Annotated in this window: 15 protein-coding genes and 1 pseudogene; 8 read left to right on the top strand and 8 right to left on the bottom strand. The window is 67.0% G+C overall.

Annotated features, from left to right (window positions below; translation table 11 throughout):
* The first annotated feature begins 63 nt into the window (after nucleotides 1–63).
* The 6 genes from AC5P9C_RS00840 (at nucleotide 64) to AC5P9C_RS00815 (ending at nucleotide 9,850) form a co-directional block, all read left to right on the top strand.
* Nucleotides 64–2,058, top strand: coding sequence for an alpha/beta hydrolase family protein (locus AC5P9C_RS00840; protein ID WP_414615285.1), 1,995 nt, complete (start codon nucleotides 64–66; stop codon nucleotides 2,056–2,058).
* Between the two features lie 129 nt (nucleotides 2,059–2,187).
* Entirely contained in the window at nucleotides 2,188–3,015 is an 828-nt protein-coding gene (locus AC5P9C_RS00835; RefSeq protein ID WP_313287243.1) for an SEL1-like repeat protein, read from the top strand.
* A 187-nt stretch (nucleotides 3,016–3,202) separates the two neighbouring features.
* Nucleotides 3,203–5,305, top strand: coding sequence for a M13 family metallopeptidase (locus AC5P9C_RS00830; RefSeq protein ID WP_049470601.1), 2,103 nt, complete (start codon nucleotides 3,203–3,205; stop codon nucleotides 5,303–5,305).
* A 255-nt stretch (nucleotides 5,306–5,560) separates the two neighbouring features.
* Entirely contained in the window at nucleotides 5,561–7,570 is a 2,010-nt protein-coding gene (locus tag AC5P9C_RS00825; RefSeq protein WP_053460975.1) for a M13 family metallopeptidase, read from the top strand.
* Nucleotides 7,571–7,696: 126 nt separating this feature from the next.
* Nucleotides 7,697–8,191 (top strand): VOC family protein, encoded by a 495-nt coding sequence (locus AC5P9C_RS00820; protein WP_182067585.1) that lies wholly within the window; start codon nucleotides 7,697–7,699, stop codon nucleotides 8,189–8,191.
* Between the two features lie 75 nt (nucleotides 8,192–8,266).
* The gene (locus tag AC5P9C_RS00815) at nucleotides 8,267–9,850 is read left to right on the top strand and encodes a phytoene desaturase family protein (RefSeq protein WP_206632458.1); all 1,584 of its coding nucleotides are present in this window, start codon (nucleotides 8,267–8,269) and stop codon (nucleotides 9,848–9,850) included.
* 90 nt (nucleotides 9,851–9,940) lie between these two features.
* Here the strand turns inward: AC5P9C_RS00815 and AC5P9C_RS00810 are convergent, their stop codons facing one another.
* The 7 genes and pseudogenes from AC5P9C_RS00810 to AC5P9C_RS00780 all read right to left on the bottom strand — a co-directional run bounded on the left by AC5P9C_RS00810 (nucleotide 9,941) and on the right by AC5P9C_RS00780 (nucleotide 15,430).
* Nucleotides 9,941–10,612 (bottom strand): rhomboid family intramembrane serine protease, encoded by a 672-nt coding sequence (locus AC5P9C_RS00810; protein ID WP_343541261.1) that lies wholly within the window; start codon nucleotides 10,610–10,612, stop codon nucleotides 9,941–9,943.
* Between the two features lie 93 nt (nucleotides 10,613–10,705).
* Entirely contained in the window at nucleotides 10,706–11,134 is a 429-nt protein-coding gene (locus AC5P9C_RS00805; protein WP_223224825.1) for an MGMT family protein, read from the bottom strand.
* Nucleotides 11,041–11,961, bottom strand: coding sequence for a DMT family transporter (locus AC5P9C_RS00800; RefSeq protein WP_343541262.1), 921 nt, complete (start codon nucleotides 11,959–11,961; stop codon nucleotides 11,041–11,043). Before AC5P9C_RS00800 ends, AC5P9C_RS00805 begins: the two co-directional genes overlap by 94 nt.
* Nucleotides 11,962–12,061: 100 nt before the next feature.
* Nucleotides 12,062–13,420, bottom strand: a complete 1,359-nt coding sequence (gene gorA, locus AC5P9C_RS00795) for a glutathione-disulfide reductase (RefSeq protein WP_495205069.1) — start codon at nucleotides 13,418–13,420, stop codon at nucleotides 12,062–12,064.
* Between the two features lie 18 nt (nucleotides 13,421–13,438).
* Nucleotides 13,439–13,565: pseudogene (locus AC5P9C_RS00790) on the bottom strand (amino acid dehydrogenase); the annotation flags it as partial.
* A gap of 38 nt (nucleotides 13,566–13,603) precedes the next feature.
* Nucleotides 13,604–14,848 (bottom strand): DUF418 domain-containing protein, encoded by a 1,245-nt coding sequence (locus AC5P9C_RS00785; protein ID WP_343541263.1) that lies wholly within the window; start codon nucleotides 14,846–14,848, stop codon nucleotides 13,604–13,606.
* A gap of 99 nt (nucleotides 14,849–14,947) precedes the next feature.
* Nucleotides 14,948–15,430: an FKBP-type peptidyl-prolyl cis-trans isomerase gene (locus AC5P9C_RS00780; protein WP_014647924.1), complete on the bottom strand. Its 483-nt coding sequence runs from the start codon at nucleotides 15,428–15,430 to the stop codon at nucleotides 14,948–14,950.
* 111 nt (nucleotides 15,431–15,541) lie between these two features.
* On the opposite strand from AC5P9C_RS00780, the gene AC5P9C_RS00775 reads away from it, so the two are divergent.
* Nucleotides 15,542–16,081 (top strand): C40 family peptidase, encoded by a 540-nt coding sequence (locus AC5P9C_RS00775; RefSeq protein WP_014038010.1) that lies wholly within the window; start codon nucleotides 15,542–15,544, stop codon nucleotides 16,079–16,081.
* Nucleotides 16,082–16,212: 131 nt separating this feature from the next.
* Entirely contained in the window at nucleotides 16,213–16,986 is a 774-nt protein-coding gene (locus AC5P9C_RS00770; RefSeq protein WP_053091670.1) for a C40 family peptidase, read from the top strand.
* 299 nt (nucleotides 16,987–17,285) lie between these two features.
* On the opposite strand, the gene AC5P9C_RS00765 is transcribed toward AC5P9C_RS00770, so the two are convergent.
* Complete coding sequence (locus AC5P9C_RS00765) at nucleotides 17,286–18,620, bottom strand: dicarboxylate/amino acid:cation symporter (RefSeq protein WP_005410518.1); 1,335 nt, start codon at nucleotides 18,618–18,620, stop codon at nucleotides 17,286–17,288.
* Between the last annotated feature and the right edge of the window lie 95 nt (nucleotides 18,621–18,715).

Genomic DNA, 18,715 nt, shown 5'->3' with positions numbered 1-18,715 from the left:
AACCGGGCTTTCCTTTTTTGAACCGGCCGTAGCTACCGCTGGCCAGGACAAGGACCCCTGATCATGAAGAAGACCTCGCTGTTGACGCCGTTGGCCCTGGCGCTCGCCGCCGCCCTCCCCGCTGCCTTGCCGGCCGCCGCTGCGGGCGCGGCGACGCCCTATTCGATCGAAGACTTCGCCAGGCACGCCAGCTACAGCTCGGCCAGAATCTCACCGAGCGGCGCCTACCTGGCTATCAGTGTCGATCTGGGCGACCAGGACGTGCTGACCATCCTGCGCACCAGTGACCTGAAGGTACTCAAGGTCAACCAGCTGCCGGACCAGAAGAGCGTGGGCAGCTTCCACTGGATATCGCCGGAACGGCTGATGTTCAACGCGGTGAAAAAGCAGGGCGGCTACGCCCAGCCCTTCCCCACCGGGGAATGGTTCGCGGTCAACGCCGACGGCAGCCAGGCCCGCCCGGTGATCTTCTACGGCACCCGCGATGCCACCCAGCGCAGCAAGAGCGTGGGCAACGAATCCTATTCGTTGCTGGACACGCTGCGCGGCGATGACCAGAACGTGATCATGCAGGTCCGCTACCCGCGCTCTTCCGAAGGCGCAGGCACCCAGGTGGTGAGCGTGGACACCATCAGCGGCAGGCGCACGCCCTTGGCGCGCGCACCCAAAGAGAACTGCGACATCGCACTGGATGGCGCCAAGGAACCGCGCTTCGCGGTCTGCAGTTCCAGCCGCGATGAGAGCGGCGAATATGATGAGCGCAGCGAGCTGTACCGCCGCGACGGCACCACCTGGACGTTGATCAACGCCTCCAAGTCCGACGGCCAGCATCTGCGCGTGCTGCGCACCAGCGCCGACGGTACCGTCTACGCCGAACAGGATGATGGCAAGGTCCCATCGGCAATCGGCACGCTGGACACCGGCAGTGGCCAGTTCCAGAAGCTGTTCCAGGATCCTGTCAGCGAAGTCTCGCAGATGATGTGGAGCACTGATGACAAGCGGCTGATCGGCGTGGTCAACCAGGCCGGCAGCCCCAAGGTCACCCTGCTGGATGAGGACCACCCCGATGCCGCGCTGTACCAGTCGCTGGCCCAGGCATTTCCCGGGCAGATGGTGCAGTTCTCCAGTTCCACCGAAGATGGCAACCGCATCCTGGTGTCGGTTTACAGCGACACCAATCCAGGGGAGCTGTACCTGTTCGACCGCAAGACCGGCCAGGCCCGTTTCCTGCTGCAGGGCCGCGACTGGCTTGATCCCAAGCGCATGGCCAGCGTCACCCCGTTCACCGTCAAGGCACGGGACGGCCAGCTGCTGCATGGTTACCTGACCGTTCCGCAGGGGGCGCAAGGCAAGCGCCTGCCAATGATCGTCAACCCGCACGGCGGCCCGATCGGCCCGCGCGACAACTGGGGCTTCAATCCCGAGGCGCAGCTGCTGGCGAGCCGTGGCTATGCCGTCCTGCAGGTCAACTTCCGTGGCTCTGGTGGCTATGGCAAGGCCTTCGAGAACGCGGGTCACCGGCAATGGGCCGACGGCATCCAGAACGACATCCTCGATGCCACGCATTGGGCCATCGACCAGGGGGTGGCTGACAAGGACCGCCTGTGCATCTATGGCGGCAGCTTCGGTGGCTACTCTGCACTGATGGCGCCCATCCGCGAGCCAGGCCTGTTCAAGTGTGCTTTCGGCTACGTCGGGGTATACGACGTGGACATGCTGTTCAAGAAGGGCGATATCCCGCAGCGCGAGTCCGGTCAGCGCTATCTGCGCCGCACCCATGGCACCGACGTGGCCGAATGGAACAAGGTCTCGCCCGCCCGCCGGGCCGGTGAGGTCAGGATTCCGGTATTCCTGGCCGCAGGTGCCCGCGACATGCGCGCCGTGCCCGAACAGACCGAGCTGATGGCCAAGGCACTCACCGATGCCGGCAACCCTCCGGAAGGCGTGATCATCCAGTCCGGTGAAATGCATGGCTTCTACGACGTTCCGGCCCGGGTAAATCTGTACTCGAAGATGCTCGACTTCTTCGGCCGGCATATCGGCACGCCCGCACGCTGAACGAACCGGGGCAGCACGCCTGCCCCGTGTTTCCTTTGGCACAATGACCTACGCCGCATGTCCCGAAGCGCGCTCCGGCCGATGATTGGGGGCACGCGGTCCCCTTGCTGCCATCACGGATTGATGAACATGAAACTGCATTGGCTTTCGCCACTCCCTCTCCTGGTCGCGTTGGCCTCGCCGGCCATGCTGGCGGCGGCGCCTCCAGCGCCTTCCACGGCCCCGCTGCCCAGCGATCCAACCGATGATCCGCTGATGATCAGCGCGGGCTTCCTGAACGGTCATCCCGACCTGCGCTTCCGCATGCTGGGCATGGAAAAACAGCGCGCCAACGACCTGCCCGCTGCATTTGCGTTCTTCCAGCGCGCCGGTTTCTACGGGGACAAGGTCTCGCAGGCAAGGGTCGCTGAAATGCTGTGGAACGGCACTGGCACGGCGGTCGACCGCCCGCTGGCCTACGTCTGGATGGACCTGGCTGCCGAGCGTGGCTACAAGGGCTTCGTCGAACTGCGCGAACGCTACTGGGCCGCGCTGGATGAATACCAACGCAACCAGGCCATCGGCCAGGGCGAAGCGGTGTATGCACGGTTTGGAGACGCTGCCGCCGAGCCGCGCCTCGCATTGGCAATGCGGCGTGAACAGAAGCGCATGACCGGCAGCCGCACCGGCTTTGCGGGCAACGTCAAGATTCTCGTGCCGGGCCCGAATGGCACCACTGAACAGATTGATGGCAGCAAGTTCTACGACACCCGTTACTGGGACCCGCAGCTGTACCGGCAATGGCAGGACAGCATCTGGTCGACACCGCGGGTGGGACGCGTGGAGATTGGCAACGTAGCCCCGGTTTCCACCGAAAACCAGGCGCGTAGCCGAATCCCCGATGTTGCTCCACAGGTTGACGCCCCCGAGCCGGTGACCGGGGACGAACCGCCCCAGCCGACCCCTGGCCTGCGCTGAGGGCGCACCGCCGCCCCCAACGGACCATGCCGATCCTGCCTGCTGGCGACCGACCACCGCCAGGGCAGGCCGGCTTGCCATTGACCATGACCTTCGACACCCTTGCAGGTCTGGCCGGCGGCGTATCGTTCGGCCACGGTCGCACCTGCGGCCACTCCCTGACTCACTCGGCCCGGAGGCCATTCAAGTGACCCGTACTCCCAAGATCGTGCTGCTGACCCTGGCCGTTTCGGCCGCGCTGGTCGGCTGCGGCAAGACTGAAGCCCCGGCCAAGGACGCCGCCGCCTCCGCCCCGGCCACCGCCGAAGCCACCACCTATAAGCTGGACGAGAGCAAGCTGCCGGCCTACAACGCCTTCCAGCCGAGCGACCTGGACACCACCAAGGACGCCTGCACCGCCTTCGGCGACTACGTCAACAGCAAGTGGCTGGCCGCCAATGAAATCCCGGGCGACCGCACCAGCTGGGGCGCGTTCACCATCCTCGACGAGCGCTCGGTGGCCGTGCAGCACCAGCTGGCCGAACAGGTCGCGCAGGTCAAGAACCCGAACCACATCGAGAAGATCGTCGGCGACCTGTGGGCCACCGGCATGGACGAAGCCAAGATCAACGCACAGGGCATCGAGCCGCTGAAGGCCGACCTGACCGCGATCGACGGCCTGCAGGACAAGGCGGCCATCGCCGACTACCTGCGCACCAGTGCCGCCAAGGGCGACAACCTCCTGTTCGGCTTCGGTGCCGAAGCCGACTTCAAGAACTCGGCCGTGAACATGGCCTACGCCAGCCAGGGCGGCCTGGGCCTGCCGGATACCACCTATTACACCGACGCCAAGAACGCCGACAAGCTGAAGGCCTATCAGGCGCACGTGGCCAAGGTGCTGGAACTGTCCGGCGTCGCCGCTGCCGATGCCGCCAAGCAGGCGGAAGAGGTCGTCAAGTTCGAGACCCGCCTGGCCAAGGCCTCCAAGTCGCGCGTCGAGCTGTCGCGCAATGTCGAGCTGTACTACAACCCGGTCACCCTGGCCGACGCCGACAAGCTGACCCCGAACTTCAGCTGGACCGAATTCTTCAAGTCGCAGGGCGTGGCCGCACCGGAGAAGTTCTCGCTGGCCATGCCGGCCTTCCATGAGGAAGTGAGCAAGGCGCTGGGCGACACCGATCCGTCGGTGTGGCGCGCCTACCTGCGCTTCCACACCGTGGACAGCGCCTCGCCGTACCTGGCCGACGCGTTCGTGCAGGAGAACTACGAGTTCTACGGCAAGACCCTCAACGGCCAGAAGGAACAGAAGCCGCGCTGGAAGCGCGTGCTGGGCACCATCGAGAATGACGCCGGCGAAGCCTTCGGCCAGCTGTACGTGAAGGTGGCCTTCTCGCCGGAAGCCAAGGCGAAGATGGAAGAGCTGGTGAAGAACCTGGCTGCCTCGCTGAAGGACCGCATCCAGGGTCTGAGCTGGATGAGCGAGGAAACCAAGGCCAAGGCCATCGCCAAGTGGGAAACCTTCACCCCGAAGATCGGTTACCCGGACAAGTGGCGTGACTGGTCGGGCCTGCAGACCCAGCGCGACAGCTTCCTGGGCAACGTGCGCGCGGCCAACGAGTTCAACTACAAGTTCAACCTGTCCAAGATCGGCAAGCCGGTGGACAAGACCGAGTGGGGCATGACCCCGCAGACCGTCAACGCCTACTACAACCCGCTGCAGAACGAGATCGTGTTCCCGGCCGCCATCCTGCAGCCGCCGTTCTTCGACCCGAAGGCCGACGACGCGCTGAACTACGGCGGCATCGGTGCGGTGATCGGCCATGAGATGACCCACGGTTACGACGACCAGGGTGCGCGCTTCGGGCCGACCGGCAACATGGAAGACTGGTGGACCCCGGCCGACAAGAAGAACTTCGAAGGCCTGACCGGCAAGCTGGTCAAGCAGTTCGACCAGTACAAGGTCGACGGCCAGGCGGTGAACGGCCACCTGACGCTGGGCGAGAACATCGCCGACCTGGGCGGCCTGGCCACCGCCTACGACGCCCTGCAGAAGGCCACCGCCGGCAAGGAAGATGCCAAGGTCGACGGCTTCACCCGCGACCAGCGCTTCTTCTTCAACTGGGCCACCGTGTGGCGCACCAAGTACACCCCGGAAAACGCCAAGGTCCGCCTGGCCACCGACCCGCACGCCCCGGCGCAGTTCCGCGCCATGGGTGCGCCGTCGAACCTGCCGACCTTCGCTGCCGCGTTCCAGTGCAAGGCCGGTTCGCCGATGGCCCGCACCGGCGAGCAGCAGGTGGTGATCTGGTAAGCCACGGCTGACGCTGCGGCAGACCTGCAAGGGCCCGGGACTTCCCGGGCCTTTGCTTTTTTGCGATGCCCGCCGTCCACGCAAGGCGTGGCACCCCTGCCGACCACGCCGTGACGCGTGCATGTCGCGCGCCTCCCCGCGCCCGGTGGCAGCGCCGCGCGATGCCCGGCAGACGGCGCGTGATGTGTGCATGCCGCGCCCATGCCCGGCTTGCTATAGTGCGCGCGCCCTCAATCCATCACGGATTCGTTCCACATGCCCAATTTCCGTCCGCTTGCCATCGCCCTGGGCATCAGCCTGGCGACCCTGGTCCCGACCCACGATGCGTTTGCTGCCGCCAAGAAGAAGGCCGCTCGCGCCCCGGCCGTCAGCGCCCAGTGCAGCGACTTCTACGACGCCACCAATGCAGGCTGGCTGAAGGCCAACCCGGTGCCGCAGACCGGCGCCACCACCGCGCTCGGCCAGCTGGTCGAGCGCAGCCGCCAGCAGCAGCGTGAACTGCTCGACGCCGCGATGAAGTCGCCGCAGGGCAACGTGCAGAAGCTGCTGGGCGACTTCTGGGCCAGCGGCCTGGACGAGGCAGCGGTGGAAGCGGACGGCTCCAACCCGATCGCGCCGCTGCTGACCCGCATCAATGCCATCAAGAAGGCCAAGGATGTGCCGGCGTCGATCGCCGCGCTGCACCAGGTCGGCATCCCGGTGGCCTTCAACTTCGGCCCGGACGTCGATCTGAAGGCACTTGATCGTCACATCGGCTACTTCATGCAGGGTGGCATGGGCCTGCCGGATCCGGCGTTCTATACCCGCACCGACGCCGACACCGTGGCCCTGATGGGCCGCTACCGCACCTACGTGAAGCAGATCCTGGCACTGACCGGCACGCCGGCGGCCAAGCTCGATGCCGAGTCGCAGTCGGTGATCGCACTGGAGACCGAGCTGGCGCGCAACGCGCAGTCGCTGGCCGGGATCAACAACCCGTTCAACAACTACGCGCCGATCTCCACCAAGGAGCTCAACAGCCGCTACCGCAACCTGCAGCTGGACGCGTTCCTGAAGGCCCAGGGCGTGGACGACGACCTGGTTTCGCTGGCCGACCCGGGCCTGTTCAAGCAGCTCGATGGCATGGTCACCAAGCTCAAGCCGGACCAGTGGAAGGCCTACCTGCGCTGGCGCGTGGGCGACTCGATGGCGCCCTACCTGTCCAAGGCCTACCGCGACGCGGAGTTTGAGTTCCGTGGCCGCGTGCTGCGTGGCGAAACGCTGCCGCCGCCGCGTTGGGAAGATGTGCTGGAGGCGATCAACGTGGCCGCCGGTCCGATGCTCGGCCGCGAATACGCGGCCCGTTACCTGTCGGCCGAAGACCGTCGCCAGGCCGCATGGATCGTCGACAAGGTGCGCGAAGTGCAGATCGAGGCGGTCAAGAACAGCAGCTGGATGAGTGCCGAAGCCAAGACCGAAGCGCAGGCCAAGCTGGCCGCGCTGAAGATCGAGATCGGCACCCCGCTGCGTGATCTCGACTACAGCGTGCAACCGATGGGCCGCGGTTCGTTCGGCGGCAACATGCTGATCGCGTCGACCTGGCGCCACCGCGAGGAAATGAAGCGCATCGGCAAGGGCAACGCCGACCGCCGCTGGGACGTGCTGCCGCAGCAGCCGTCGCTGGCCTACGATCTGGCGCAGAACCGCCTGATCGTCACCGCTGCGATCCTGCAGGGCCCGGTGTTCAACGCCAAGGCCGATGCCGCCGACAAGTTCGGCAGTTTCGGTGGCCTGGTCGGCCATGAGCTGACCCGTGCGATTGATGCCAAGGGCGCACTGGTCGATGCCAAGGGCGAACTGCGCAGCTGGTGGACGCCGGCAGACAAGACCGCCTGGACCCTGCTCGGCAACCGCGTGGCCGCGCAGTACAGCGCCTACGATTTCCCGGGCGTGAAGGGTGCCAAGGTCAACGGCACGCTCACCCAGGAAGAGAACCTGGCCGACATCGCCGGGCTGGAACTGGCTTGGGCCGCGTACACCGCGCAGGAGCCGAAGGCCAAGCCGGCACAGCAGCAGGGCTTCTTCCGCGCCTGGTCGGCGTTGTGGGCGCAGCAACTGTCGCCGAACGAGGCCGCGCGCCGCTTGACCGCCGACATCCGCGCGCCGGGCCTGTGGCGCAGCAATGGCACGCTGGCCAACCTGCCGGCGTTCGGCGCCACCTTCAGCTGCAAGGCCGGCCAGCCGATGCAGCGCAGCGAAGCCGAGCAGATCAAGGTCTGGCGTTGAGCCTTCAGCGGCCGTGGTAACGCAAAGGGCGCCTTCGGGCGCCCCTTTTTTTTGCGGGTGCAGCACGATCCCGGGTTAACGCCGGGCATGCTATCGCTGCGGCTTCGTCCATCGCGGAGCCCCGACATGGCACACAAGAACACGATCTGCCTCTGGTACGACAACGACGCGCTCGAGGCCGCCACCTTCTATGCCGGCAACCTGCCCGACAGTGCGGTGACGGCCGTGCATCATGCCCCGGGCGACTACCCGGACGGCAAGGAAGGTGACGTGCTGACCGTTGAATTCACGGTCTGCGGCATCCCCTGCGTCGGGCTCAACGGCGGACCTGCGTTCAAGCACAGCGAAGCGTTCTCGTTCCAGATCCAGACCGACGACCAGGCCGAGACCGACCGCCTGTGGGATGCGATCGTCGGCAATGGCGGGCAGGAGAGCCAATGCGGATGGTGCAAGGACCGCTGGGGTATCTCGTGGCAGATCAGCCCACGCGTCCTGATCGAAGCGGTGACCAGCCAGGACAAGGCGCTGGCCAAGCGCGCCTTCAACGCGATGATGCCGATGAAGAAGATCGACATCGCCACCCTCCAGGCCGCCATCCAAAAAGGGGACGGAGGGGATTAAGTCGTTTCTCCCCACCGCTGCTGACCCCGTGCGAATTGCGACTTAATCCCCTCCGTCCCCTTTTTCGAGGTGCTGATGTCCTGGGATGCGATCATCATCGGCGGTGGCCACAATGGCCTGGTCTGCGCGGCCTACCTGGCACGCGCCGGAAAGAAGGTGCGGGTGCTGGAGCGTCGTGGCGTTCTCGGCGGTGCTGCGGTCACCGAGGAGTTTCATCCAGGCTTCCGCAACTCGGTGGCGTCATACACCGTGTCGCTGCTGCAACCGAAGGTGATCGACGACCTGCAGTTGCATGCGCATGGGCTGCGCATCATCAATCGCCCGGCCAACAACTTCCTGCCATTGCCCGACGACCGCTACCTGCTGTCGGCACCGGGCCGCACCCAGGCCGAAGTCGCCAGATTTTCCGAGCGGGATGCGCAGCGCCTGCCCGCCTACGAAGCGCGCCTGGAGATGTTCGCCGACGTGCTCCGCGCATGGGCCCTGCGTGCACCGCCGGATCTGGGCGTGGCCGGCGGTTGGCGTGCCCTGCCCGCGCTGTGGCAGATGGGCCGCCTCGGCCGCGAACTGGCGGTGCTGGATCCATCGCTGCGGCAGGAACTGCTGGACCTGTTCACGCTGTCGGCGGCCGAGTACCTGGACCGCTGGTTCGAGAGCGAGCCGATCAAGGCCCTGTTCGGCTTCGATGGCATTGTCGGCAACTATGCAAGCCCGTATACACCGGGCAGCGCTTACGTCCTGCTGCATCATGTGTTCGGCCAGTGCAATGGCCTGAAGGGTGCGTGGGGCCATGCGATCGGCGGCATGGGCGCAATCAGCCAGGCCATCGCCGCCGCTGCACGCGCGGCTGGCGCGGAACTGCAGGTGGACGCCGGCGTGCGACGCGTACTGGTTGAACACGGCAGTGCCGTGGGAGTGGAACTGGCCAACGGTGAAATCCTGCGTGCACGCGCGGTGATCGCCAACGTCAATCCGAAGCTGTTGTACGAGCAGATGCTGGCCCCGGCACAGGTACCGGACGCGACCCGCGAACGCATGGCGAACTGGCGCTGCGGTTCCGGCACGTTCCGGATGAACGTGGCGCTGTCGCGGCTGCCGGACTTCCGCGCCCTGCCCGGCCCCGGCGATCACCTCAGCGCCGGCATCATCATGGCACCCAGCCTGGACTACATGGACCGCGCCTGGCTGGATGCGCGCCGCGACGGCTGGTCGCGCGAACCGATCGTGGAGATGCTGATTCCCAGCACGCTGGACGCTTCGCTGGCGCCGGTCGGCCGGCATGTGGCCAGTCTGTTCTGCCAGCACGTGGCACCGGTGCTGCCCGATGGACGTCACTGGGATGATCACCGCGACACCGTAGCCGATCTGATGATCGCGACCGTCGACCGGTATGCACCGGGCTTCGCCGACAGCGTGCTTGGCCGACAGGTGCTGTCGCCGCTGGACCTGGAACGCACCTTCGGCCTGGTCGGCGGTGACATCTTCCACGGCGCACTGAGCGCCAACCAGCTGTTCTCGGCACGGCCGATGGTCGGCCAGGCCGGCTATCGCGGCGCCCTGCCCGGGCTGTACCTGTGCGGTTCGGGCACACACCCCGGCGGTGGCGTCACCGGTGCGCCGGGGCACAACGCGGCGCAGGTGGTGTTGCAGGATCTGTAGAGGCGTGCCGACCGACGGTCGGCACCTACAGCGTGGGAGAAGGCGTGCCGGCCAACGGTCGGCACCTACAACGTCAAATGATCCTTCGGATCATTTGACGCTGCGCAGATGGTTGGGGCGCTTCGGTGGGCCGGGCGGGCGGCGCTTGAATGGCGGCTGCCCACGCCAGTAGCGGATCAGCAACCAGCCGAACAGCATGCCGCCCAGGTGCGCGAAGTGGGCCACGCCCGGCTGCCAGCCGGTCATGCCCAGCACCAGTTCGCCCACGCCAAACAGGATCACGAAGGTGCGCGCCTTCATCGGGATCGGCGGGAACAGCAGCATCACCCGTTGGTTCGGGAACAGCATGCCGTAAGCGAGCAGCAGTCCGAACACGCCGCCGGAAGCGCCCAGCACCGTGGCAGGGTTTTCCAGCAGCGTACCCACCAGCAGCTGGCAGACACCGGCACCGGCCACGCAGACCAGGTAGTACAGCAGGAAGCGCCTCTCGCCCCAGGTCTGCTCCAGCGGCGCGCCGAACATGAAGACCGCCAGCATGTTGAAGAACAGGTGGCCGAAGCTGCCATGCAGGAAGCCATAGGTCAGCAGCTGCCACGGCTGGAAGTTGCCGCCGGGGGAGAACGCGTCGAAGCCCTGCTGCAGCGGTTGCAGCATGAACGGCTCGAAGGTCTGCATGCCGAGCAGGAACGGCTGCTGCAGCAGGAACAGGATCGCGTTGGCGATCAGCAGGGCCTTGGTGACGGTTGGCAGTCGCGGGAACATGGGAGCACCGGCATGGAACGGCCTCCATCATAGCCGCAGCACCGTGTGATGTTGGCGCGCCCACGGGATGCCCTGTTCAGTCGCCAGCGATGCTCAGCCGGGCCCCCACACAGCAGCATCCAGCGCCGCCGCCGGATCGGCCGCCGGCATCCGCACCCGGCCGTTTTCCACCTGCACGCCCTCGGCACGCAAGCGCTGCGACTGCTCGCGCCAGCCGGCCGACCCTTCCGCCATGGCGATGCGCCCATCCGAGCGCAGCACACGGTGCCAGGGCAGGTCGGGATCGTCGTTCTGGCCCAGGACGCGTGCGGCCAAGCGCGCACGCCCGGGCAGGCCAGCGCGCATCGCGACCTGGCCATAGCCCATCACCTGCCCCGCCGGGATCGCGCGGATCACCGCCAGGATGCGCGCACGCGCCTGCTCCGGGGTCAGTGCCGCAGCCGGGTCACCAGCAGCACGCCGATCAGCACCAGCACGGTGCCGGCGATCTGCGCCGGCCCCATCGGTTCGTCGAGCAGCCATAGGCTCATCACGATGGTGGAAACAGGGCCCAGCATACCGACCTGTGCGGCCAGCGACGAACCCACGCGCTGCACCGCCAGCATGATCGCCAGCACCGGCAGCACCGTGCACACCGTGGCGTTGACCAGCGACAGCCACTGTACCGGCGCCGGTGCCTGCCACAGCAACGGCAGCGGATGGGTCACTGCGAAATGCAGCAGCACCAGCACACTGGCCACGCAGCTGGCATAGGCGGTCAGCCGCACCGCACCGATGCGCGCGACCACCTGTCCGCTGCCGAACAGGTACAGCGCATAGCTGAGCGCACTGCCCAGCACCAGCAGGCTGCCGACGATGATCTGGCCGCCTTCGCGCTGCAGGTCGTGCCCGAAGGCCAGCAGCACGCCGAGGTAACTCAGCACCAGCGCACCGATCTGCCAGCGGCCCGGCCGCTGGCGCGCCAGCAGTACGTTGATCAGCAGTACCAGGGTCGGGTTCAAGTACAGGATCAGCCGCTCCAGGGTCACGCTGATGTACTGCAGGCCCTGGAAGTCGAGCAGGCTGGACAGGTAATAGCCGGTGAAGCCCAGCCACAGCACGCGGGCGCGATCAGCCCAGGACAACGGCTCGGCCCGGCGCGCGGCCCACAGGGCCATCAGCACGAACAGCGGCAGCGCCATCAGCATGCGCAGCGCGAGCAGCGTGGTGGCATCGACGCCATGGCGCAGGCCGAGCTTGACGATGATCGCCTTGCCCGACGCGGCAACGGCGCCGATCGCGGCGAGGCCGATGCCGCCCAGCGCAATGCGCGGGGAAGCAGTGGCGATGCGGGAAGCGGGAGTGGACATCAGGACGACGGCGGGCCGCGCAGGGCGGCCCGGCAAGGCGTGGGGACGCCCATTGTCGCATGGGGGCGCCCGATGCCCTGTAAAGCCACAACGGCCCGGCTCAGCGCATCAGCACCACTTCCTCGGCCGAGGTCGGGTGGATCGCCACGGTGTCGTCGAACTGGGCCTTGGTCGCGCCCATCTTCACCGCCACGGCAAAGCCCTGCAGGATCTCGTCGGCCGCTTCGCCCAGCAGGTGGATGCCCACCACGCGTTCTTCCGGGCCGGCACAGACCATCTTGAACAGGCTGCGCTGGGTGCCGTTGGCCAGCGCCTGCAGCATCGGGCGGAAGCGGCTGTGGTAGACGCTCACCTGGTCGAAACGCCGGCGCGCTTCTTCCTCGCTCATGCCCACCGCGCCCAGCGGCGGGTGCGAGAACACCACGCTGGCCACGTTCTCGTAATCCATCTTCGACTGCGGGCGGCCCCCGAACAGCCGGTCCATCAGCCGCCGCGACGCGGCCACCGCCACCGGGGTCAGGCCGACCTTGCCGGCGATGTCGCCGACCGCGTGCACGGTCGGCACACCGGTGGTCTGCCACTCGTCCACCTGCACCTGCTCATGCTCGCCGATGCCGATGCCGAGCGCTTCCAGACCCAGGCCCCGGCTGTTGCCGCGGCGGCCGGCAGCGAAGAACACCGCATCGAACACACTGTCCATCGGGCCGTCATGGCCGAACGCACGCACGCGCTCGCCATCGCGCTGCAGTTCGCGCAGGCGATAGCCGAAGTGGATCCGCACGCCCTGCTGTTTCAGGTTCTCGGCCAGCTGATCGGTCAGCTCGTAATCGAAGCGCTCCAGCAGGCGCTGCCCCCGTACCAGCAGGCTTACCCGGCTGCCCAGTGCCTGCAGCAGCCCGGCCAGTTCCACCGCGATGTAACCGCCACCGATGATCGCGACCTCGGCCGGTGCCGCGCGCAGATCGAAGAAATCATCGGAGACCAGGCCCAGTTCCGCGCCGGGAATCTCCGGGCGCAGCGGGTGCGCGCCGGTGGCGATCAGGATGTGCTCGGCGCTGTAGCGCACGCCGTCGCTGCAGGCCACGGTATGCGCGTCGAGCAGATGGCCGCGCGCCGGAATCCGTACCACGCCGGTTTCATCCAGGCGCTTGTGGTAGCTGGTGTGGATGTTGCTGATGTAGGCCTGCCGATGGATCACCAGTTCCTTCCACGACAGCGCCGGGCGTGCTTCGACATCGAAGCCCATCGCGTTGGCCAGGCCGATGCGCTCGTGCAGGTCGGCCGCCAGCCACATCGCCTTCTTCGGCACGCAGCCGACGTTGACGCAGGTGCCGCCCAGTTCACCCGGCTCCAGCAGCGCCACGCGCCGGCCATGCTGGGCCGCGCGGATCGCACCGGCCAGGCCGGCGGAGCCGCCGCCAAGGACGATCAGGTCGTAATCATAGGGTGCAGTGCTCATCGGAATCGCTCGGTCGGTAGGGGCAGGATCGATCACCAGCGCGCGGCCGCAGGACGTGATCGGCGATCCGCTGGCCACCACCGGTGCTCATGCTGATGCCGAGCATGCCATGCCCCGCCGCAAGCCAGGCGTGAGGACGCATGGGGCCGCGACCGATCAGCACAGCGCATGCGCGCCCATCGCTCAGCCCTGCTCCGCCCTGCGCCGCATCGGTGGCCACTGCCGGTAGGTCATCGCACGCCACAGCCATTCCATCGGACCAAAGCGGAAGCGCGCCAGCCATGCGTGCGAAACAGCCACCTGCGCTGCGAACACCACCAGCGCGAACAGCAACTGCACGCTGCGCGGCATCCGCTCGAACCCACCCAGGCCATAGTGGTAGAACAGCCAGGTACACAGCAGCGACTGGGCCAGGTAGTGGGTCAATGCCATGCGCCCGACCGGCGCCAGCCATTCCAGCCGCGCGCGCCAATGCACGATCCACGCCAGGTAACCCAGGCACATCGGCAGCCCGCCGATCGTCACCAGTGCCATCGCTGCGGTCACCGGCAGGTCGTAGGCGCCCGGTGCCAGATACGGCTTCCAGGCAACGCCGAGCAGCGTGACCGCCAGGCCCAGCGGCAGCGCCACCCAACGCAGCAGCGCGTACAGCCGTGGGAAGCGCTCGGGTGATGCCAGTGCGCCGCTGGCGGTGAACCAGCTGCCGATCAGGAACATGCCCAGCACTTCCGGACCGGTGATCAGCAGCGCGCCCATCGACGATCCGAACTCGTGCAGGCGCTGCGTGGTGGCCTGCATCCAGCTGCCGTGGCCGTAGACCAGGCGCTGCTGCGCGATGGCCTGCTGTGCTTCGGCGAGCATCTTCTGCACATCCTCCGCCGAAGCCATCGACACCATCGCGCCCACCAGCAGCATCATCGCCACGCCGCCCAGGTAGACCGTCACGCCCATCCACGGCAGCCAGCTGCGCGGCGCCTCGCGGCAGGCCAGCAGCGGCAACGAGACCAACGCGTACATCACCAGGATGTCGCCGGACCAGACCAGCAGCGCGTGGCACAGGCCGATCAGCAGCAGGCCAGCGCTGCGGCGCAGGTAGAACGGCGTGAACGCGCGCCCGGCCACCTCGGCGCGCTGCGCCATCACTGCGAAGCCGGCGCCGAACAGCAGCGAGAACAGGGTGAAGAACTTGCCCTGTACGAACACATAGACCAACGCATCGGCCCAGGAGTCGATGCCCTGCCAGTGCGTGTCGATGCCGGTGAAGGCCAAGTCCAGCGGGCCGCTGAAGGCCTCGATGTTCATCAGCAGGATGCCCAGCAGTGCCGCGCCGCGCAGTACGTCCAGCACCGCGATGCGTTCGCCGGAGGCCATCGGCTGCAGGGAAGGAGAAACAGCGTTCACGGGGCGTCCGTCGGGCAGGTCCGCCATTATGCCGCCGGCCCGCGCGGCATGGACGCCCGCGTCGTGGCCCGGAAACACAACGGCCCGCCGAAGCGGGCCGTCGCTGCCATCACGATCGCGCTGCGATCAATGCTGGTGACCACCGTCGCCATGGACGTGGCCGTGGTCCAGCTCTTCCTTGCCGGCTTCGCGCACGTCGACGATTTCGACGTCAAAGTGCAGGTCCTTGCCGGCCATCGGGTGGTTCAGGTCGACGTCGACGACGCTCATGCCGACCTTCTGCACGGTCACCGCACGCGGGCCGAAGTTGGTCTGCAGCACCACCTGCTGGCCCGGAGCCAGCTTGGTGTTGCCGAAGTGCTTCTTCGGCACGCGCTGGGACAGGCCCTCACGGCGCTCGCCGTAGGCGTCGGCCGCCTTGACGTCGACGTTGAACGTCGCGCCGGCTTCCTTGTCCATCATGGCGTTTTCCAGGCCCGGGATGATGTTGCCGTGGCCGATCAGGATCGCCAGCGGCTCGCCGCGGTCCTTGGACGATTCGATCGGCTCCTGGCCGACTTCGGAAACGGTGTAGTGGAAGCGGACAACGCGGTCTTTTTCGATCTTCATGCGCAACTCTGTCTGGATCTGCCGGAGGCAGGCGGGTTGGGGCGGGTTGTCGCCCGACGGGGACGCCGCCATCATGACGGCCAATCCAAGGTGGCGCATTATCCGGAGATCATGCACATCACGCCAGTTTCGTCCGGCCCGCGCCGGTTCCTTGCCCCGGCCCTGCTGCTGGCCCTGCCCCTGCTGATGACCGCCTGCGGCGGCGGCAAGGCCACCCGTCCGGCCCCGCCGCCGCCGACGGCGAACTGGCCAAAGACCGTGCCGGACAACCCCGAGGCCGCCAACTCGGTGCTGATGCGCGCCATCAGCCTGGTCGGCACGCCCTACCGCTATGGCGGCAATACCCCGGACTCGGGCTTCGACTGCAGCGGCCTGGTCGCCTATGTCTACCGCGAGATGCTGGACCTGCGGCTGCCGCGCACCTCGCGCGACCTCGCTGCGGTACAGGGCCCGAAGATCGATCCGCAGCGCCTGGCCACCGGCGACCTGGTGTTCTTCGGCAGCCGCGGCAGCGTCACCCACGTCGGCATCTATGTGGGTGAAGGACGCTTCGTGCACGCGCCGAGCACCGGCGGCACGGTGCGCCTGGACTCGCTCAGTGGACCTTACTGGAAGGACCACTACACAGGGGCGAAACGCGTCCTTCGCTAAAATGAACAGGCGATATGTTCAAAACTGTGACGAGAATCACCATGGAACTAACGAATTACTAACGGAATTTTTAACTTATCCGCGCTTTTACAGGGCATGATGCCCCATCGTTTTTTTCCTGTGACCGACGCGTGACGACTGACGACCTGAAAAGCGAAGGCCAGACTTCCGTATCTTCACGTGGTGCCCGCCCGCTGCTGCTTGGCCTGGCACTGTGCCTGACCAGCCTTCCGGCCTGGTCGCAGACGGTTCCGAACCGTTCCGATGCACCCGCGGCCCCGGTGGCCGAGAGCACCGCCCGACCGGCCGCCAAGGCCGAGGCTGCCGCTCCCCAGCGCAGCCGCGTCGATGCCGCCGCCAGCGCCACGCTGGCCGCGCTGCTGCCGCACCTGGCCGCCAACGACACCATTCCGCTGATGGACCGCTCGGCCGTGGTGGCCGGTGACCTCAGCCGCCTGCTCGCCAATTACGACACCAGCAGCGCCGCCAATGGCAGCGTCGTCGGCACCGCCGCGGACAACGGCAAGGTGCAGTCGCTGCTGCGCCGCGCGATGACCCTGCTGGGTACCCCCTACCGGTGGGGTGGCAGCAATCCGGACAGCGGCTTCGACTGCAGCGGCCTGGTCGGCTATGTGTTCCGCTCGGCCCTGGGCATCGAGCTGCCGCGTGTCTCGCGCGAGATGGCGCACGATGACAACGCCGAGCTGATCAACGACCGCACCGCGCTGGCGGCCGGTGACCTGGTCTTCTTCGGCCGCAAGGGCCGCGTCGACCACGTCGGCATCTACGTGGGGGACGGCCGCTTCCTGCACGCACCGAGCTCGGGCAAGGACGTGCGCGTGGACACCCTGCTCAGTGGCTACTGGGGCAACAAGTTCATGCAGGCTCGCCGGGTCGACCTCTGACCGGCTGGCGCCACGGCGCCGCCTGATACGCAAAGCAAAGCCGCTGCCCTGCAGCGGCTTTTTTGTTGGGCCCGCGTAATGGTGGGTCGCTGCCGACCTGGGTCGGCACCGCCCTCATCCACGCATGGCGTGGATCTACTGACCTCTGGTGACCTTTGGTGGGTGCCGACCTGGGTCGGCACCGCCTCCATCCACGCATGGCGTGGATCTACCAGGCCCGGCTTGACCGCCACCGCGCCAGCCAGCTCCCAGACAAGAAGCCCGCCGGGTCAGGGCGGGCCTTTCATCTCCACGCAACCTCAGCCGCGTGGTGGTGTCGGGTCGGGGTCGTCCACGCCCACGTTACTGGACGGGTTGTCATACACCGCCTGGTCCAGCAGCCCGGTCTCCTTGGCCACGATCACCGGCACCAGCATCTGGCCCGTCACGTTCGTCATCGTGCGCATCATGTCCAGGATGCGGTCGATGGCGTACAGGTAGCCGATGGTCTCCAGCGGCAGGTTCGCCGCGCTCAGCACCACCGTGGCCATGATCACCGCGGTCCCCGGCACGCCGGCCGTACCGAAGCTGCCCAGCACCGAAGCGATCAGCACCACCACGTACTGCTCCGGGGTCAGCGGCACACCGCTGTACTGCGCGATGAACACCGCGCACAGCGCCGGATAGATCGCGCCGCAGCCGTCCATCTTGATGCTGGCGCCCAGCGGCACCGCGAACGAACCGTAGTCCTTGTTGACGCCCAGGTTGTGGGTGATCGAACGCAGCGCCACCGGCATCGCGGCGAAGCTGGACGAGCTGACGAAGGCCACCTGCATGCCCGGCGCCGCGCCGCGGAAGAACTTCAGCGGGTTCAGGCCGTGCGCCAGCAGCAGCGCGCTGTAGACCACCACGATGTGCAGGGCGCAGGCCACGTACAGGGCCAGCACGAAATGGCCCAGCGGCAGCAGCTTCTCGAAGCCATAGCTGCCGACCAGGCCGGCGATCAGGCCGAAGGTGCCGATCGGGGTGACTTCCAGCACGAAGCGGGTCACCTGGATCATGATGTCGCTCATCTGCCCGACCAGCTTGCGCGCCTCGGTCACCTTCTCGCCGAGCTTGACGATGGCAAAGCCGACCAGCCCGGCGAAGAAGATCACCGGCAGGATCGAGCCACGACCGGCCGCCAGCACGGTCTCACCGGCCGCGTTGACCTTGGTGCCGATGCCGGACAGCGCGTAGAAGACATTGGCCGGCACCACGTCCAGCAGCACCTGCACCACGCTGGGCACTTCACGCGGCACGTAGTTGCTGGCCATCGTCAGCTGCAGGCCACCGGCGCCGGGCTGCAGCACGGTGCCCACGCCCAGCCCGACGCACACCGCCAATGCTGCGGTGATCACGAACCACAGGAAGGTACGGCCACTGAGCGCGGCCACCGACTTCTGCCCGTGCAGCGACGAGATCGCGTTGATGACCGCGAAGAACACCAGCGGCACGGCGATCATCTTGATCAGGGTGACGTACAGCTCGCCGAGCGGGCCGAACCACGTTTCCGCAGCGGGGCCGAGCGCCCAGCCAGCCAGCGCACCGAGCACGAAGCCACCGACCACGCGCTGCCAGAATGGAATCCGCAGCCAGGCAGAGACCAGCTTCATAGGCAATCCAGAGGGAAGGAAGGGATGCTGGCACGATAGCCCAACGCGGCCTGCGGAACGACCGCCCGACCGGCAAATCAGTGTGTCATCGGCGT

This window comes from Stenotrophomonas sp. YJH_SMC_10 (assembly GCF_059371555.1).
The sequence above is the reverse complement of the archived record's forward strand: the minus strand, read 5'-3'. Positions and strand labels throughout refer to the sequence as shown.

Excerpts from the sequence above, each read along its gene's own strand:
- AC5P9C_RS00815 (WP_206632458.1), top strand. The coding sequence starts at position 8,267 with ATGTCCTGGGATGCGATCATCATCGGCGGTGGCCACAATGGCCTGGTC.
- AC5P9C_RS00785 (WP_343541263.1), bottom strand. The coding sequence starts at position 14,848 with ATGGCGGACCTGCCCGACGGACGCCCCGTGAACGCTGTTTCTCCTTCC.
- AC5P9C_RS00800 (WP_343541262.1), bottom strand. The coding sequence starts at position 11,961 with ATGTCCACTCCCGCTTCCCGCATCGCCACTGCTTCCCCGCGCATTGCG.
- AC5P9C_RS00825 (WP_053460975.1), top strand. The coding sequence starts at position 5,561 with ATGCCCAATTTCCGTCCGCTTGCCATCGCCCTGGGCATCAGCCTGGCG.
- AC5P9C_RS00780 (WP_014647924.1), bottom strand. The coding sequence starts at position 15,430 with ATGAAGATCGAAAAAGACCGCGTTGTCCGCTTCCACTACACCGTTTCC.
- AC5P9C_RS00840 (WP_414615285.1), top strand. The coding sequence starts at position 64 with ATGAAGAAGACCTCGCTGTTGACGCCGTTGGCCCTGGCGCTCGCCGCC.
- AC5P9C_RS00810 (WP_343541261.1), bottom strand. The coding sequence starts at position 10,612 with ATGTTCCCGCGACTGCCAACCGTCACCAAGGCCCTGCTGATCGCCAAC.
- AC5P9C_RS00820 (WP_182067585.1), top strand. The coding sequence starts at position 7,697 with ATGGCACACAAGAACACGATCTGCCTCTGGTACGACAACGACGCGCTC.
- AC5P9C_RS00835 (WP_313287243.1), top strand. The coding sequence starts at position 2,188 with ATGAAACTGCATTGGCTTTCGCCACTCCCTCTCCTGGTCGCGTTGGCC.
- AC5P9C_RS00775 (WP_014038010.1), top strand. The coding sequence starts at position 15,542 with ATGCACATCACGCCAGTTTCGTCCGGCCCGCGCCGGTTCCTTGCCCCG.
- gorA (WP_495205069.1), bottom strand. The coding sequence starts at position 13,420 with ATGAGCACTGCACCCTATGATTACGACCTGATCGTCCTTGGCGGCGGC.
- AC5P9C_RS00765 (WP_005410518.1), bottom strand. The coding sequence starts at position 18,620 with ATGAAGCTGGTCTCTGCCTGGCTGCGGATTCCATTCTGGCAGCGCGTG.
- AC5P9C_RS00805 (WP_223224825.1), bottom strand. The coding sequence starts at position 11,134 with ATGGCTGCTCGACGAACCGATGGGGCCGGCGCAGATCGCCGGCACCGT.